The sequence below is a fragment of the Streptomyces sp. NPDC001093 genome, assembly GCF_040298985.1.
GTDB lineage: Bacteria > Actinomycetota > Actinomycetes > Streptomycetales > Streptomycetaceae > Streptomyces.
Map to the genome: position 1 here is coordinate 13,830 of NZ_JBEPBF010000057.1, position 15,368 is coordinate 29,197.

The window sequence follows — 15,368 nt, forward strand, 5'->3', positions numbered from 1 at the left end:
GCCACCGCCATCGCCGCGAAGCCGCCCCGCCGTGCTGCCCCATGGAGGGCCTGACCGGGGCGGGCTGACGCTCCTGGCAACTCCTACAAGTTGTAAGAGTAAGTCCGGCTCGCAAGGCGCCTGCAACCACCCCCGCCCAAAATCACACGGCGGACAATCGCGCGGGACGCGAGTGCGGGGGCCTGCCGGACACCCGCCGCACACCGGGTTGCGTGGTGCACAGGAGGGCGTGACACACTCGGCGGCACGCTGGCGTCTACACGGACTGTAGACAATGGAGGGAAGGAAACCAACCTACGGCACGATGGCGACCATGCTGTCCCATGCTCGACACGGGAGTGCCGGCCCGGACCCCGAGGCCGTACTCGCCCGGTTGGTCGACAAGCTGCCCGCCACGGACGAAGAGTGCTGCGGCAGCGGCTGGGCAGTCTGCCCGAGGAGCGACGATGTGGCGGCGAGCGTGATGCCCGGCAGCGGCCAGGGCCACAAGTTCGCGGGCAAGACCGTCACGGCCGTCCACGCCGCGAGCTGAAGCAACACCCCGGAGAGTGACTTTGACGACCAACCACATCAAGTCGGCTTTGCGTCTCACGGGCCCGATGCGGAGAATTCCCCCACTGAAGTCGATGGTCGTCGACCTGTCGGCACCGCGCCCGGCGGCGTGGCTGGCCGGGGCCGGTATCGCACTGTTCGCTCTGGTCGGCGCGAGCGCGCCCAACCACAACACGCTCAGGGCACCGATCACCTGGCTCCGGCTGCCTGCCATGTCCGACACCGTCTCCCAGACGGCCACGGTCACGGCGATCGTGCTGTCGTGCTGGGGCGCGCTGGGCATGCTCAGCGCCCATGAGCGGGGCTGGAGACCCGATGCCCGGCTCCTGTTCCGGCTCGGCGCGCTGACCGCGCTCACCGTCGCCAACCTCACCCCGGTCGGCTCCTCCGACATGGCCAGCTACGCCGCGTACGGCCGCATCGCCGCGCTCGGCGGTGACCCGTACGTGACGACCCCCGCCCGGCTGGGCGGCCCGTACGCCCACCTGGTGAGCGAGGGGTGGCGGAACGCACCTTCCGTGTACGGGCCGGTGGCGACGTGGTGGCAGGGCGCTGCGGCATTCATCGGCCAGGAGCGGCCGTGGCTGACGATATGGGCGCTGATGCTCGCGAACGCCGCCGTCTTCGTGGGCACCGGGTATCTGTTGCTGCGTACCGCCGACGATCCGGTCCGCGCGGGCCTGCTGTGGAGCGTCAACCCGCTGCTGATCGGCGTGCTGGTCGCGGGCGGGCACCTCGACACCCTCGTCGCGGGGCTGGCCGTCTGCGCGATCCACCTCGCCCGCAGGACGACGCGGTGGCACCACGACCTGATCGTGGGAGTGCTGGTCGGCCTCGCCTGCGGCGCGAAAATCAGTGCCTGTCTTCTGGGTGCGGGGCTGGCCTGGCCGCTCTTGCGTTCAGGCGCCTGGCGACCGGCCGCCCGGCAGGCATGCGCTGCCGCACTGACCCTGGCCGCGCTCTACGGAGCCTACGGCGCGCACGCACTGGCCCCGCTCTCCGCGGCCTCGCGCCTGGTCTCCACGCCCTCCTTGTGGGCGGCCGTCGACCAGTTCGGCACCACGGTCCTCGGCCCGCACGCGACCGCGGCGATCGTCAGCGTGCTGTGGCCGGTGGTGATGCTCGCGGTGGCGTGGGCCATCCGCCGCCACGCCGCTCCGGACGCCCCCGCCGTCGCCGCCCTGCCGTTCGCACTGGCCTTCGCCTGGGTCCTCGCGGCACCGTGGTCGATGCCGTGGTACACGGCTCTCGCCTGGGCCCTGGCGGCCCTGTGCAGCCAGGGCCGCGCGACTCGGTACCTCACCGTGGCCACCGCCGTCCTGGCCCTGTCCCACAACAGCGGCGGCCACGGCTGGACATGGTGAGAGAGACCGTGACGCTCGCGCTCCGGTGGAGGAGCGGACGCCTCAGACCTCGGGCTGCCGGTTCCCCGCCGGCTGGGCCGAGGCGAAGGGTGAGCCGGTCACGGAGCCCGTGCCTGTGATGCGGATCCGCCGTTGGACTCGGCCGGTGATCAAGGCGGAGAGCAGGAGCGCCGAGGACGCCGAGACGACGCCGCCCAGGACCAGGGTGGAGCGGGCGCCCAGGGAGTCCGACACCAGGCCGACCAGCGGGGCGCCGATGGGGGTGCCGCCGAGGAGGACCAGGAAGTAGACCGACATGGCGCGGCCCCGCAGCTGTGGGTCGGCGTGGAGCTGGGTCAGTGCGTTGGCGGTGGTGGTCACGATCACCGCGGCGAAACCGGTGGGGATCAGCAGGGCCATGAACGAGCCGTAGTCCGGCATCAGGCCCTGCGCGGCTTCCAGCACCCCGAAGACGATCGTGGTGGAGATCAGACGGCGTGCCGTGGGGGGCCTGGCGCGGTGTGCCCCGTAGACGGCGCCGGTGAGGCCGCCCACGGCGTACGCGGCGGAGAGGCAGCCGAAGGCGGCCGGTCCCGTGTGGAAGGCCGTGACGGCGACGAGCGAGATGGTGACCTGGAAGTTGAGGCCGAAGGTGCCGACGAAGGCGATGAGACTGATCGGCAGGAGCAGTTCCGGGGTCGAGGTGATGTGGCGGAACGCGTCGCGCAGTCTCGTACGGCCGGGTGGTCGGGGGCGGCCGGGGCCCGGCGGGTCGTCCGTACGGATGATGAACAGGCCGTGGAGGACGGCCAGGTACGAAGCCGCGTTCACGAGGAACACCGGGCCCGTGCCGAAGGCGGCGACGGTCAGGCCGGCGAGGGCGGGTCCGAGGGCGCGGGCCACGTTGAACTGCGCGGAGTTCAGGCTGACCGCGGTGGCCAGGCGCTCCCGGTCGACCAGTTCGGAGATGTAGGCGTTGCGGGCGGGACTGTCCACGGCGGTGGCGGTGCCGAGGGCGAAGGCCAGCACATACACGGACGGCAGGGTCACCGCGCCGGTGACGGTCAGCAGTCCGAGCAGGAGTGACTGCGCTCCCATGGCCGTCTGGGTCAGCAGCAGGATCCGTCGCTTGGGGTACCGGTCGGCGAGGATGCCTCCGGCCAGGCCGAACAGGGTCTGCGGCAGGAACTGCAGTGCGGTCACGACGCCGACCGCACTGCCGCTGTTGCCGGTGATGTGGAGGACGAGCAGGTCCTGGGCGGCGCGCTGCATCCACGTGCCGATGTTGGAGGTCAGCTGCCCGAGCAGGTAGCGGCGGAAGTTCCGGACGGCGAGTGTGGCCGTCACCGGCATGCGGGAGCCCGCGCTCATGACTTCTGACGGGCGTACGTGCCCGGGTCGGACATCTCCACGTCGTGGACGTGATGGAAGGTCGGGTGCGGGTGCATGAGGAACGCGTGGTGGGAGATGTTCCAGGCGTAGGCGCCGGCCATGGCGAAGGCGACGCGGTCGCCGACGCGCAGCCGTTCGACCGTGACGCGGCGGGCCAGCACGTCCTTGGGCGTGCACAGCTGTCCGACCAGCGTCACCGGCTCGTCACGGGCCTCCGGTCGGTCCCAGGGCCGGAGCCAGACCTCGTCGGGGATCACCTCGAAGGGCTGGTCGTGCTGTTTCGCGGCAGGGGTGCGCAGATGGTGGGTGCCTCCGCGCAGCACGGCGAACGCCTCCCCGCGGCTGAACTTGATGTCCAGGACCTGGGTGACGTACCAGCCGCAGTACGCGGTGACCGAACGGCCGGGTTCGATCCGCAGCGTGAGGCGAGGACGGCGGGTCAGGATCCGGGCCAGTCCCGCCCCGAACGCGGACCAGTCGAACACCTCGTGGGGGTGGGCGTAGTCGACGCCCATTCCCCCTCCGACGTTCACCTCGGCCAGGTCCGCCGCGCGTTCCTGAGCCCAGCCTTCGGCCCAGGTCAGCACCTCGTCGATCAGGGCCAGTTGGGTCTGGGCCCGGAGACCGCTGGCCAGGTGGAGATGCAGGCCGCGCAGACGGATGCGCGGGTCGGAGGCGATCAGCTCAAGGCAGTCGTCCAGGTGCGCGGGATCCATGCCGAAGGGGCTCGGCCGGCCGCCCATGGCGAGGGCGACATGGCCCAGGTCGACGGGCAGGTTGACGCGCAGGAGGACGTCGGCGCTCCGGTCGCCCAGCAGGGTGGTGAGGAGACGCAGTTCGTGTTCGCTCTCGATGTGCAGACGCTCCACTCCGGCCTCCAGTGCCTGGGCCAGCTCCGTCTGCGTCTTGCCGGGGCCTCCGAAGGCGAGCGGCATATCGGGGATGAGCCCGCGGACGTGGTCCAGTTCGCCGCCGGAGGCCACCTCGAATCCGTCGATGTGCGCGGCCAGGGCCCGCAGGATCCGGGGGTCGGAGTTGGCCTTGGCCGCGTACAGCAGCTCGACGCGTGCCGGCAGTGCGGCCCGGATCGCGTGCACGTGCTCGCGCAGGGCCGGGAGGTCGTAGACGTATGCGGGCAGGTCCTCGTCGGTCAGCCGGCCGACGTGGTCGAGCAGCGTGGGCCTCACCGGACCACCTCCCGGGGAAAGTCCGCGCCGAGCGGGCTGGGCAGCGGGACGTAGGTGGCGTGCCGGTCGGCCTGGCGGGCCCAGCGCAGCAGCAGGTTGGCCTTGGCGGGCAGCGGTACGCCGGACAGCAGGGCGCGCAGGCGTGGCGGTTCGGCGGCGGTGCGGGCGTAGGCGTCGAGGTGGTCGCGGACCAGGCCCCACAGGGCGGGTTCCAGCGTCGGGTCGAGGTCGGCCAGGGCGCTGAGCACTTCGGCGGCATGGTTGACCAGCAGGCAGTACGCGACCCGGTTCCAGCCGCGTTCCGGGTCGTAGGTGAGAGGACCCCGCACGTCCTCCGGCAGGTCGGCGAGGCTGCGGTGGTGATGTCCGGGCAGGAGCTTGGTGCCTTCCAGGTCGCGGAAGAGCATCTGCGCCGGAGTGCCGTCGGCGCGCACACCGACGACGACGTTCTGCAGGTGGGGTTCCAGGACGACGCCGTGTTCGAAGTAGGCGGTCAGCACCGGTGGCAGCAGCAGTCGCAGGTACGCGTCCCACCAGGCCAGGACGTCCCCGTCGCCGCGGGCGAGCAGATGGGAGGCGTGGCCCGCACTGGTCGGGTACTCGTCCGCCACCGCGGCGGCGAGCAGGGGTGTCACCCCGGGGCGCAGATGGTGGCGCAGGCCGGAGCGGACGATGACGGCGAGGCCCTCCAGGAGAGCGGTGTCGCCGGCCGTGTCGAGGGTGCGGTAGCCGGGTTCGGCCAGGAGCGCACACCCGGGGAATCGGCCGGCGAGTCCGGCGAAGACGGGCTGGAGCAGGCGGTTGAGGGCGACGGCACCGGACAGCTCGTGACGGGCGTGTCTACGGACGCAGTTGGTCAGGCGGACGTTCAGGCTGAACTTGAGGAAGGTGTCGCTGTCGGGGTCGTACAGGGTGCGCACCGATGCGGTCGGCACCAGTTCGGGTCCGCTCACTCCGGTGTCGACGACATCGCCGGCGGCCGCTGCCTCCCGTAGCCGGTCGTGGCCCTGAAGCAGCCGGTACTGCCAGGGATGCACCGGCAGTGTCACGAATTCCGGATCGCACGCCGGGCGCAGCGCGTCCAGCTCCCCCAACTCACCCTCCTCGCACACGAGATGGCGGCGCACGGCCAGGTAGCGCAGACGGAAGCGCGCGCCGGTCTCCGGGCCGTACGCCAGCCAGTCCGCCGGGTCACCGGTGCGAGCCTTGGGAGCGGGGTGGAAGCGATGGCCGAACACGAGGGACTGCTCCGACGCGACGTACGGATCCGGGTGCGGCGAGGCGCCCGCCCGCTGCTCCAGCGCGGTGCGGATCGTCTCACGGCTGTCGGCGACCTGGCTCAGGAACTCCTCGTTGGCGACACCCGTACGCAGGTGCAGTTCGTCCCGGATGTATCCGGCCAGCTCTTTCCAGCCGACCGTCACCCAGGAGTCGTCGTCGAACCGCTGCACCGGGCCCTGGAAGCGGTGGGCTCCGATCAGGGAGACCCTGCGCAGCGGGGAACGCAGCAGGACGCCCCGGCGGGGCAGACGCAGCAGGAGGTGGTCGTCGTCGACCGTGACCTGGTGTTCGGGGGCCGACACCTCGCGGATCAGGCAGTTGAGCAGCGTGTGGGCGCTGACGGTGTCGGCCCTCGTCACTGGCGTGCTTGCGCCGATCGTGGTGGCGTGGGTGGCGGTGCCGGTGTTCATACTTCCCTCCAGAGGGGACAGCGGTCGGTGCAGGGCATCAACGGCACAGCGCCAGGGGGTTGGGGACGGGCGTCCACCGGGCCTTGCCCGGGTTCTCGGCCAGGCGCATGGCGATGGTCGCCTTCAGCGGCATCGTGTCGGCGAAGAACGCCGCCGCATCCTCCTGGTCCGGCAGACCGGCGTACACCCGGCGGCCGGCCTCGGCCACCACGCCCCACAGCGCCCGGGGATCGGCCGCCCGCGTCCGGCTGAGGACGGCGACCAGCTCGCTGAAGACTCCGCTGATCAGGCCGCCGAACAGCTTGGTGTGCAGCGCGGCCACGTCATCGCCCGCGCGGGTGCCGAGCAGCGGCGGCAGCGTGAAACCGCACCGGGCCAGGCGGCGCGGGCTGACCCGTACGCCGTCCAGATCCCGGTACAGCACCCGCACCGGCCGCCCGTCCCGCAGCACGACCAGGGTGTTCTGGCCGTGCGCCTCCAGCGCCACCCCCATGGACAGCAGCGTCAGAGCGGGCGGCAGCACGAGCCCGGCGAAGTCCGCCAGCCAGCGCACCGGGTCGCCCGACACCACGGCGGCTCCGGTCGCGTGGACGGCCGTGAGCGGAACCGCGATCTCCCCGGCGTCGAGGTGGCACTCGGTCGACTCCCGGATCATCGCGGCCAGGCTCTCGCAGGGCCGCCCGTCCACGCGCACGGTGCCGCCGCCCAGCTCCCGCAGGATGCGCAGGCTGCCGCCGTACCCGGCCTTGTCGACGACGGCCGCGACCAGGTCGGACAGAGGGGGCCCGTCGGCGACCTCGGCCGGGGAGATGGTGCGCCGGTAATTGGTGACCTGGACGTCGAGCGCCGTCTTGAGGTGGCAGCCCGGCAGGACGTCCAGCGGGGCGAGGGTACGCAGCGACAGCAGCGGCCGGGCCGGGATCGTCTCCTCCACGACGGTCAGGCCGGGGTGGTGCACGAGCAGGTGGTTGCGCTGCCAGGGGTGCAGCGGGAGGAGGATCGTGTCGCCGTCACGCAGTACCCGCGGCCACGTGCCGGCGCCCTGCCAGCGGTCGGCCGGGACACGGAGCAGCGCCAGCCGGACGACCGGGTGGTGCTCGGGGGCGTATGCGAGCACGTCGGCGATCGACATGCCGGTACGTGTCCGGCAGCAGGGATGCTGCGGGTGACCGTCGACGACCGCCTGCTCGGCATCCGCCGAGTCCTTCGGCGGGACCCGTGCGCCGGCGTTCGCGGCCCGGGCCAGGGCCAGGTTGACCACGCTGTTGTCCAGCTCGGCCGCCAGTCGGTCCGCCGCAGGGGTACGCAGGCCCAGCTGAGCCAGCAGCTCCACCGGACCACGGACCGGCCCCTCCGGCCCGGACACGGCGAAGTCGTCGGGCACCTCGGCGAACGGTCGCGCGCTGGACTCGGCCCCCGCGAGCGAACCACCGCGCCGCAGCCCGACCACCACGGCGTCGGACTCCCGGCGATGCCCGGTCACGCCGGGCAGGGGTTCTCGTACGAAAGCGCCCCACAGCCGGCTGAGCACGGTGGCGCGTGCTCCCGGCAGCGCGGTCATGAAGGGCTCCGCCAGGTCCGGGCGCGTGCGGCGTAGTTCATCGATGGGCATGGGGCATCCCAGGTGCTCGTGGGGGCGCTTGTCGCGCGGTGCTCCAGCGGCACCGGCCGGGCGACCGACGCTACGGGAAGACGATCAAGCGGAATGCCAGAGCACATACAGGACGGATCCCGGATTCCTCCGATGAAGCGTTTTTCCTTCCCCGCCTCCGGCCGGTTCCACCGAGAGGGCTGTCCTGTCATGCGGGCCGGCCCCACCTCATTTCCCGGCTGTCACCTGCGGGATCGGACATCGCCGTTCGCGGCCTTGACTCGCGGCTTACTCCCCGCTGTCCCTGTCCTGGATGTCGTCGTCGCGCCGCGCTCCAGCGGTTACGCCGACCGTGGAAGATCACCGGCCCGGGGGAGGTTACGGCGTTTGCGCCACGCCCTTCGGCCGAAGTCTGTGAGCCTTTCGGCATGCGTGTCTTGCTGATCGAGGACGACGACCGGGTGGCCGGACCGTTGGCGGAGGGACTGCGCCGTTTCGGATTCACCGTCGAACACGCCGGAAACGGGGCCGACGGCCTCGCCGCGCCGGAGGCGGAGATGGTGCTGCTGGACCTGGGGCTGCCCGACATGGACGGCATCGACGTCTGCCGGGCCCTCCGCTCCCGCTCGTCCGTGCCGATCATCATGATCACTGCCAGAGACGACGAGGTGGACCGGGTACTCGGTCTTGAGCTGGGCGCGGACGACTACGTCTCCAAACCGTTCGGCGTGCGGGAACTCGTCGCCCGGATCCGTGCCGTCACCCGCCGCGCCCGACCCCCCGTGCCGGACACCCGCCGCGCAGAGCCGCAGACCCCGGACGACCCGGCACATCGGCCCGGGACGTCCCACATCCAGCGGGTCGGCCCGCTGACCATCGACCTCCGCACCCGGCAGGTACACCTGCACCGGGCGCCCGTCACCCTCGCGCCCAAGGAGTTCGACCTCCTCGTCTGTCTCGCCGAGGACCCCGGAGCCGTCTGTTCCCGCCGGCAGATTCTCGACACGGCATGGGAACCGAACTTCTTCGGCCCCACCAAGACCCTGGACGTCCACATCGCCGCGCTGCGCCGCAAACTCGGTGACTCCTCCTGGATCGAGAACATCCGCGGAATCGGCTTCCGGCTGGTGCCCCCGGCACACGTCGACGCCACGTCCGTCGCGGATTCGGGACACGGCGGAGGACCCCGGTGACGCGTCGCCTCCTGCTCAGCCATCTGAGCCTCATGCTGTTCGTCCTGCTCGCGCTCGAAGTGCCGTTCGGCATCCTCTACGCGCACAGCGAGCTGTCCCGCTTCTCCCATGCGGCGCAGCAGGGGGCGATGACGCTCGCCGAGGTCTGCGAGGACAAGATGGAGCACGGGCTGACGGCCGACCTGCCCGAGCTGGCCCGCGCGTACGGGCAGCGCACCGGCAGCCGCGTGCTCGTCACCGGCCACGCGGGCACCGTCCTCACCGACACCGCTGCCCGTCCGCTGGTCGGCAGGGACCTGTCCGCCGAGCCGGACATCTCCGCCGCGCTGCGCGATCAGCCCGCCGTCGGCACCCGCAGCGACCCGTCCACCGGCGGCGAAGTCCTCTTCGTCACCGTGCCGGGCGGCTCCAACGCCACCGTCGCCTGTGTGGTGCGCACGGTGTACGCGCTGGGCGCGCTCAAGGCGAAGGTCCACGCCACCTGGCTGGTCCTCGCCGCGGTCGGGCTCGGGGTCCTGTCCGCCGTCTCCCTGATCGGCTTCGCGCTCGCCCGCTCGATCACCCGTCCCGTCCAGGCTCTGGAACGCGCCACGGCACAACTTGCCGAGGGCCGGATCACCGATCCACCCGCCGCCGATCACGGGCCGCCGGAACTACGGCGGCTCGCCGCGTCGTTCACGAGAACCGCGACCCGGCTCCAGCATCTGCTCCAGGCTCAGCAGGCGTTCGCCTCCGAGGCATCCCACCAGCTGAAGACTCCCCTGACCTCACTGCGCCTGCGCCTGGAGAATTTCGAGCCGCACCTCGCCCCCTGTGCCCACGACAGCCTCGAGGAGGCCGTGGGGGAGCTGGAGCGGCTCAGTCGTATGGTGCAGGGGCTGCTCGCGCTCGCCCGACTGGAGAACTCCGCGATCAGGCCGGAGGCGGTCGATCTCGACGCCGTCGTCGCCGATCGCGCGGCCATCTGGGCGGCGTTCGCCGACGAGCAGCAGGTCGACATCGTCGTCTCCGGGGCCACAGCCGTTCGCGTGTGGGCGGTCCCGGGAGCACTGGAGCAGATCATCGACAACCTGCTCTCCAACGCGCTGCGCGTGTCCCCGCCGGGAACCGCCATCACGCTGGCAACCGCCACCGCCCCGAGAGCCGCCGGCCGCATCCCGCTCGTGGCCGAACTGCATGTGATCGACCAGGGGCCCGGCATGTCCGAGGCCGAACGGCACAGGGCCTTCGACCGGTTCTGGCGGGCCGCTGACGCCGACCACGACGGCACGGGCCTCGGCCTGCCGATGGTCCGGCAGCTCTCCCGTGCCAGCGGTGGCGAGGTCACCCTGGAGACGGCCCCCGGCGGTGGGCTCGACGCCGTCGTCCGCCTTCGGCACGCCGAGAGCCGCCCTCACCAGGAACGCCCGGATACCCCCGCGGACGCCGACTCCGCGGGCGGCCCACGTCGCCACACCACCAACAGCAGCCCTGTTCGCTGCCCTTGAGGGGGCGGGAGGTGCGCCGCAGGAGTCCTCCAGGTCCTCCGGCTGTCCCCCGGCTCCTTCCGCTCTTCCCACTCCGTGCGACGGACCGGCCGTCCGGCCGCGTAGAGCGGACGACGGATCCAAGCAGGGAGGGGACGCAACGATGACAGCGCGTGAGCTCAAAGGAGCGTTGCGGGGTGCCAGGGGTTCGGCGATCGCGGTGGCGGCGATGGCCGCGCTGACCGCGTCGCAGGCGCCGGGGGCGGTCCCGGCGCAGGCCACGGAGCCCGCGCGGCAGACGGCACCCGCCGCCGAGCAGGGACCGAGCGTGTCCGGTGACGCGCCCTACCGCACCGATCTGCCCCCGCTGCGCACCCCCGAGCGGGCCTCGGCACAGGCCGTGCCGGGCGGCGCCCTGCCCGCGACCGTGTTCGCCGCGTACCGGCGTGCCGAGGAGGAGCTGGCGCGCAGCACGCCCGGCTGCCGGCTGCGCTGGCAACTGCTGGCCGCGATCGGCCAGGTGGAGTCCGGACAGGCGCGGGGCGGCCGGGTGACCCCGGACGGTACGACCGTGACGCCCATCCTCGGCCCCCGGCTGACCGGCGGCGCCTTCGCCGTCGTACCGGACACGGACGGCGGCGCGTACGACGGGGACGCGGTGTACGACCGGGCGGTCGGCCCGATGCAGTTCATCCCGTCGACCTGGGCCCGCTGGGGCGCGGACGGCAACGGCGACGGACGCGCGGACCCGGACAACGTCTACGACGCCGCTCTCGCCGCCGGCCGCTATCTGTGCGCGGGCGGCCGGGACCTGTCGAACCCCGCCGACCTGGACCGGGCGATCCTCGGCTACAACCACTCGGACACCTATCTGCGCACGGTCAAGGCCTGGTACGCGTTCTACCTGACGGGACACCGGGTGGTGCCGGACGCGCCCGCCGGGGCCGGGGACCGGCCGAAGCCGTCCCGCCCGAAGGCCCCGAAACCCTCGCCGAAGCCGTCGGACGACCGGAGGCCGGGCCGCCCGGGCCCTTCGCGCACGCCCTCGGCACCGCCCGCCTCGCCGTCCCCCGCCCCGTCCCGTACGGCCGGCGCCCCGAAGGAGTCCGGGGCGCCGCTGGTCCCCGTCCCCGAGCCGACCCTCACCCTGCCCGGCGGCGTGCTGCCCGGTGCCGAGTCGCTGACCTCCGGCAACAGCTCGAACACGATGGGCGCCTCCCCCTCCACAACCGCTGATACCCGGCGGTAATGTCGCCACCCGCCGGGAGCACCGGACCGGCGGGTGAGCGCGAAGGGGCCCTCATGGCGACGGACATGCCGGCGGACACAGCGGCCGCCGACGAGCGCTGGCGGCGCATGTGGAGCCACCGTGAGCAGTTGCTCAAGGTGGCCCGGCGCCGCTCGATGAGCCTCGAGGACGCCGAGGACGCCGTGCACGAGGCGATGCTGCGGGCCGCGGAGCGCCCGGACCTCGACGACGAGCGGCTCGGCGCCTGGCTGACGACGGTGACCATGCGGTTGTGCGTCGACCGGTACCGGCAGGTCAACCGCGAGGCGGAGGTGGGCAGCCGCCCCATGCTCGTCGCGCCGGGCCCGGTGCCGGTCGAGGAAGCGGTGTGCGACCGGGCCGAGGCGAAGTGGCTCGCCGTGCGCAGCGGGGAGCTGCCCGCCCGGCAGGCGGAGGCGCTGCGGCTGAAGTCCGAGGACCTGGACGTGAGCCAGGTCGCGGTGCGGATGGGGCTCAGCTACCGGACCGTCGAGTCGCTGCTCGCCCGGGCCCGGCGGACGCTGCGGGCCTCGCTGGCCGGCACGCTCGGGCTGGTCCTGTTCCTGGTCGGGCGCGGCCGGCTGCGCGGGGGCGGCAAGGCTCAGGCGGCCGCCGTCACCTCGACGGTGGCGACCCTGGCGGTCGCGGGATTCGTGCTGCCGTACGCGCTCCACGGGGGCCGAGACGGAAGCGGTTCCGTGCCCAGGCCTGCCGTGTCCAGCGGGGTGCGGGTGGCCGACAGCGGCGACAGCTCCGCCGGCACCGGGCAGGCGCGCCCTCCCAGGACGCACAGGCCGTCGGCGGCCCCGACTCGGGCAACGACTCGACCGCCCTCCGGCGAACCCGCCGTACCGCTCTCCGTGCCGCCCCTGCCGGAGGTCTCCTCGCCCTCGCTTCCGGAGCTGCCGGCGGAGTCCGCGGTGCCGTCGGTGCCGTCGGTGCCACCGCTGCCCAAGGCGCCGTCCCTCCCGTCCGTTTCCCTGCCGGTTGCCACGCCGAGCGTGCCGTCCGTGAAGCGGCCGGCGCGCGCCGCGCTGCCGTAGCAGGTCAAGCTGCCGTAGCACGCCGTAAACGCGTCCGAAAAAAATTCCCGGTCGCCGCGACGGACGCCCCGCCCCGCCCCGTAGAGCAGATGTCGGAGCTGCTCCACGGGCGAAGGGTGGAACCGGATGGGTGTCGAGATCTGTGTGGAAGGGCTGACCAAGTCCTTCGGTCACCAGGTCATCTGGGAGGACGTCTCGCTGACGCTGCCCGCCGGGGAGGTCTCGGTGCTGCTCGGCCCCTCGGGGACGGGCAAGTCGGTGTTCCTCAAGACGCTCGTCGGGCTGCTGAAACCGGAGCGCGGCTCGGTGAGGGTCGCGGGCCGGGACGTCACCCGACTGCGCGAACGCGACCTGTACGAGGTGCGGAAGCTGTTCGGTGTGCTGTTCCAGGACGGCGCCCTGTTCGGCTCCATGGACCTGTACGACAACATCGCCTTCCCGCTGCGCGAGCACACCCGCAAGTCCGAGACCGAGATCAGGCGCATCGTCCTCGAGAAGATGGAGATGGTCGGGCTGATCGGCGCCGAGGGCAAGCTGCCCGGCGAGATCTCCGGCGGCATGCGCAAGCGGGCCGGGCTCGCCCGTGCCCTGGTCCTCGACCCGGAGATCATCCTGTTCGACGAGCCGGACTCGGGCCTGGACCCGGTGCGCGTGGCGTATCTCAACCAGCTCATCGTCGACCTCAACGCACAGATCGACGCGACCTTCCTGATCGTCACCCACGACATCGCCTCCGCCCGGCAGGTGCCCGACAACATCGGGCTGCTGTTCCGGCGCGAGCTGGTGATGTTCGGACCCCGTGAGCGGCTGCTGGCCAGTGACGAGCCGGTCGTACGGCAGTTCCTGAACGGCCGGATGCAGGGGCCGATCGGCATGGCGGAGGAGAAGGACGCGGCCCTGGTCGAGCAGGAGCTGGCCCAGATCGACGAGGGCGGCCCGGCCGAGGGCCTCACTCCCCGACTGCTGCCGAGCCCGGGCATCACCCGTCCGCCCCGCTGGGAGGCGATCGCGAGACGGGAGGCCGAGCTGCACGGGACGGGGGTGACGGGCGGATGAGCCTCTCCCCGGCGGGTGCGCTCAGGCACTCGGGCAATCTGTTCGCGATGGCGCTGGACGTCGTCCGCACCCTGCCCCGACGGCCGTTCCAGGCACGGGAGTTCATCCAGCAGGCGTGGTTCGTGGCGAGCGTGACGATCCTGCCGACGGCTCTGGTCTCGATCCCGTTCGGGGCGGTCATCGCGCTCCAGATCGGCAGCCTGACCCGGCAGCTGGGCGCGCAGTCGTTCTCCGGTGCCGCGTCCGTGCTCGCCGTGCTGCGCGAGGCCTCGCCGATCGTCACCGCCCTGCTGATCGCGGGCGCGGGCGGTACGGCGATCTGCGCGGACCTCGGGGCGCGCAAGATCCGGGACGAGATCGACGCGATGCAGGTGCTCGGCATCGACCCGATCCACCGGCTCGTCGTACCGCGTGTGCTCGCGTCGATGGTCGTGGCCGTCCTCCTCAACGGCCTGGTCTCGGTCGTCGGCGTCGCGGGCGGCTATTTCTTCAACGTCGTCCTCCAGCACGGCACACCCGGCGCCTATCTGGCCTCCTTCACCACCCTCGCCCAGCTGTCCGACCTGTGGGCGGCCGAGATCAAGGCGCTGGTGTTCGGGGCCATCGCGGCGATCGTCGCCTCGTACAAGGGACTGTCGGCGAAGGGCGGGCCGAAGGGCGTCGGCGATGCCGTCAACCAGTCCGTGGTGATCACCTTCATGTTGCTGTTCGTGACCAACTTCGTGATGACCGCCGTGTACTTCCAGGTCGTCCCGCAGAGGGGTTAGCCGATGAGACTTCTCGACCGCCCCTTGCGCTCCCTCGAAGAGCTGGGCACCCAACTGTCCTTCTACGGCCGCTCGCTCGCCTGGACCGGCCGCACCCTGCGCCGCTACAAGAAGGAGATCCTGCGGCTGCTCGCCGAGGTCAGCTTCGGGCGCGGTGCGCTCGCCGTCGTCGGCGGCACGGTCGGCGTGATCGCCTTCCTGTCCTTCTTCACCGGCACCGAGGTCGGCCTCCAGGGCTACGCGGCCCTGAACCAGCTCGGCACCTCCAACTTCGTGGCGTTCCTGTCGGCGTACTTCAACACCCGGGAGATCGCCCCGCTGGTGGCCGGACTCGCCCTGTCCGCGACGGTCGGCGCCGGATTCACCGCGCAGCTCGGCGCGATGCGGATCAGCGAGGAGACCGACGCGCTGGAGGTGATGGGCGTCCCGTCGCTGCCGTTCCTGGTGACGACGCGGATGATCGCCGGCTTCGTCGCGGTGATCCCGCTGTACGTGATCGGGCTGCTGTCCTCGTATCTCGCCGCCCGCACCATCACCACCGGCTACTACGGGCAGTCGACCGGCACCTACGACCACTACTTCCAGCAGTACCTGCCGCCGGTGGACGTCCTGTGGTCCTTCGGCAAGGTGATCGTCTTCGCCGTGCTGATCATCCTGGTGCACTGCTACTACGGCTACCACGCGAGCGGCGGCCCGGCGGGCGTCGGCGTCGCGGTGGGCCGGGCGGTGCGGACGTCCATCGTGGCCATCAACGTCCTGGACTTCTTCCTGAGCCTCGCGATCTGGGGCGCCAACACGACCGTACGGATCTCGGGGTGAG

Annotated in this window: 13 protein-coding genes; 9 read left to right on the forward strand and 4 right to left on the reverse strand. The window is 72.0% G+C overall.

What is annotated here, in order from left to right; translation table 11 throughout:
• Positions 1 to 313: 313 nt before the first annotated feature.
• Both ABT288_RS26185 and ABT288_RS26190 read left to right on the forward strand, forming a co-directional pair.
• Entirely contained in the window at positions 314 to 532 is a 219-nt protein-coding gene (locus tag ABT288_RS26185; protein ID WP_351612292.1) for a hypothetical protein, read from the forward strand.
• A gap of 67 nt (positions 533 to 599) precedes the next feature.
• Positions 600 to 1,916: an MptA/MptB family glycosyltransferase gene (locus ABT288_RS26190; RefSeq protein WP_351612295.1), complete on the forward strand. Its 1,317-nt coding sequence runs from the start codon at positions 600 to 602 to the stop codon at positions 1,914 to 1,916.
• A gap of 42 nt (positions 1,917 to 1,958) precedes the next feature.
• Here ABT288_RS26190 and ABT288_RS26195 read toward each other — a convergent pair whose 3' ends face one another.
• The 4 genes from ABT288_RS26195 to ABT288_RS26210 are packed head-to-tail and all read right to left on the reverse strand — an operon-like array spanning position 1,959 to position 7,777.
• A complete protein-coding gene (locus ABT288_RS26195) occupies positions 1,959 to 3,266 on the reverse strand; it encodes an MFS transporter (protein ID WP_351612298.1) in 1,308 nt (435 codons plus the stop codon).
• Positions 3,263 to 4,474: a type III PLP-dependent enzyme gene (locus tag ABT288_RS26200; RefSeq protein ID WP_351612301.1), complete on the reverse strand. Its 1,212-nt coding sequence runs from the start codon at positions 4,472 to 4,474 to the stop codon at positions 3,263 to 3,265. The genes ABT288_RS26195 and ABT288_RS26200 overlap by 4 nt, the downstream gene beginning before the upstream one ends.
• Positions 4,471 to 6,165, reverse strand: a complete 1,695-nt coding sequence (locus ABT288_RS26205; RefSeq protein ID WP_351612304.1) for an IucA/IucC family protein — start codon at positions 6,163 to 6,165, stop codon at positions 4,471 to 4,473. The genes ABT288_RS26200 and ABT288_RS26205 overlap by 4 nt, the downstream gene beginning before the upstream one ends.
• Before the next feature lie 37 nt (positions 6,166 to 6,202).
• Complete coding sequence (locus ABT288_RS26210; RefSeq protein WP_351612306.1) at positions 6,203 to 7,777, reverse strand: IucA/IucC family protein; 1,575 nt, start codon at positions 7,775 to 7,777, stop codon at positions 6,203 to 6,205.
• Between the two features lie 407 nt (positions 7,778 to 8,184).
• Between ABT288_RS26210 and ABT288_RS26215 the strand changes: the two genes are divergently transcribed.
• The 7 genes from ABT288_RS26215 to ABT288_RS26245 all read left to right on the forward strand — a co-directional run bounded on the left by ABT288_RS26215 (position 8,185) and on the right by ABT288_RS26245 (position 15,367).
• Positions 8,185 to 8,949 carry a response regulator transcription factor gene (locus ABT288_RS26215; RefSeq protein ID WP_351612308.1) on the forward strand — a complete coding sequence of 255 codons (765 nt, stop codon included), beginning with the start codon at positions 8,185 to 8,187 and terminating at the stop codon, positions 8,947 to 8,949.
• Positions 8,946 to 10,436: a sensor histidine kinase gene (locus ABT288_RS26220; RefSeq protein ID WP_351612310.1), complete on the forward strand. Its 1,491-nt coding sequence runs from the start codon at positions 8,946 to 8,948 to the stop codon at positions 10,434 to 10,436. The genes ABT288_RS26215 and ABT288_RS26220 overlap by 4 nt, the downstream gene beginning before the upstream one ends.
• A gap of 142 nt (positions 10,437 to 10,578) precedes the next feature.
• The gene (locus ABT288_RS26225; RefSeq protein ID WP_351612313.1) at positions 10,579 to 11,664 is read left to right on the forward strand and encodes a lytic transglycosylase domain-containing protein; all 1,086 of its coding nucleotides are present in this window, start codon (positions 10,579 to 10,581) and stop codon (positions 11,662 to 11,664) included.
• A gap of 53 nt (positions 11,665 to 11,717) precedes the next feature.
• Positions 11,718 to 12,725 carry an RNA polymerase sigma factor gene (locus ABT288_RS26230; protein WP_351612315.1) on the forward strand — a complete coding sequence of 336 codons (1,008 nt, stop codon included), beginning with the start codon at positions 11,718 to 11,720 and terminating at the stop codon, positions 12,723 to 12,725.
• A 126-nt stretch (positions 12,726 to 12,851) separates the two neighbouring features.
• A complete protein-coding gene (locus ABT288_RS26235; RefSeq protein WP_351612318.1) occupies positions 12,852 to 13,781 on the forward strand; it encodes an ABC transporter ATP-binding protein in 930 nt (309 codons plus the stop codon).
• The gene (locus ABT288_RS26240; RefSeq protein WP_351612321.1) at positions 13,778 to 14,548 is read left to right on the forward strand and encodes an MlaE family ABC transporter permease; all 771 of its coding nucleotides are present in this window, start codon (positions 13,778 to 13,780) and stop codon (positions 14,546 to 14,548) included. Before ABT288_RS26235 ends, ABT288_RS26240 begins: the two co-directional genes overlap by 4 nt.
• A gap of 3 nt (positions 14,549 to 14,551) precedes the next feature.
• Positions 14,552 to 15,367: an MlaE family ABC transporter permease gene (locus tag ABT288_RS26245; RefSeq protein ID WP_031224546.1), complete on the forward strand. Its 816-nt coding sequence runs from the start codon at positions 14,552 to 14,554 to the stop codon at positions 15,365 to 15,367.
• Position 15,368 lies beyond the last annotated feature (1 nt).

Excerpts from the sequence above, each read along its gene's own strand:
- ABT288_RS26185 (WP_351612292.1), top strand. The coding sequence starts at position 314 with ATGCTGTCCCATGCTCGACACGGGAGTGCCGGCCCGGACCCCGAGGCC.
- ABT288_RS26190 (WP_351612295.1), top strand. The coding sequence starts at position 600 with ATGCGGAGAATTCCCCCACTGAAGTCGATGGTCGTCGACCTGTCGGCA.
- ABT288_RS26195 (WP_351612298.1), bottom strand. The coding sequence starts at position 3,266 with ATGAGCGCGGGCTCCCGCATGCCGGTGACGGCCACACTCGCCGTCCGG.
- ABT288_RS26205 (WP_351612304.1), bottom strand. The coding sequence starts at position 6,165 with ATGAACACCGGCACCGCCACCCACGCCACCACGATCGGCGCAAGCACG.
- ABT288_RS26210 (WP_351612306.1), bottom strand. The coding sequence starts at position 7,777 with ATGCCCATCGATGAACTACGCCGCACGCGCCCGGACCTGGCGGAGCCC.
- ABT288_RS26215 (WP_351612308.1), top strand. The coding sequence starts at position 8,185 with ATGCGTGTCTTGCTGATCGAGGACGACGACCGGGTGGCCGGACCGTTG.
- ABT288_RS26225 (WP_351612313.1), top strand. The coding sequence starts at position 10,579 with ATGACAGCGCGTGAGCTCAAAGGAGCGTTGCGGGGTGCCAGGGGTTCG.
- ABT288_RS26230 (WP_351612315.1), top strand. The coding sequence starts at position 11,718 with ATGGCGACGGACATGCCGGCGGACACAGCGGCCGCCGACGAGCGCTGG.
- ABT288_RS26235 (WP_351612318.1), top strand. The coding sequence starts at position 12,852 with ATGGGTGTCGAGATCTGTGTGGAAGGGCTGACCAAGTCCTTCGGTCAC.
- ABT288_RS26240 (WP_351612321.1), top strand. The coding sequence starts at position 13,778 with ATGAGCCTCTCCCCGGCGGGTGCGCTCAGGCACTCGGGCAATCTGTTC.
- ABT288_RS26245 (WP_031224546.1), top strand. The coding sequence starts at position 14,552 with ATGAGACTTCTCGACCGCCCCTTGCGCTCCCTCGAAGAGCTGGGCACC.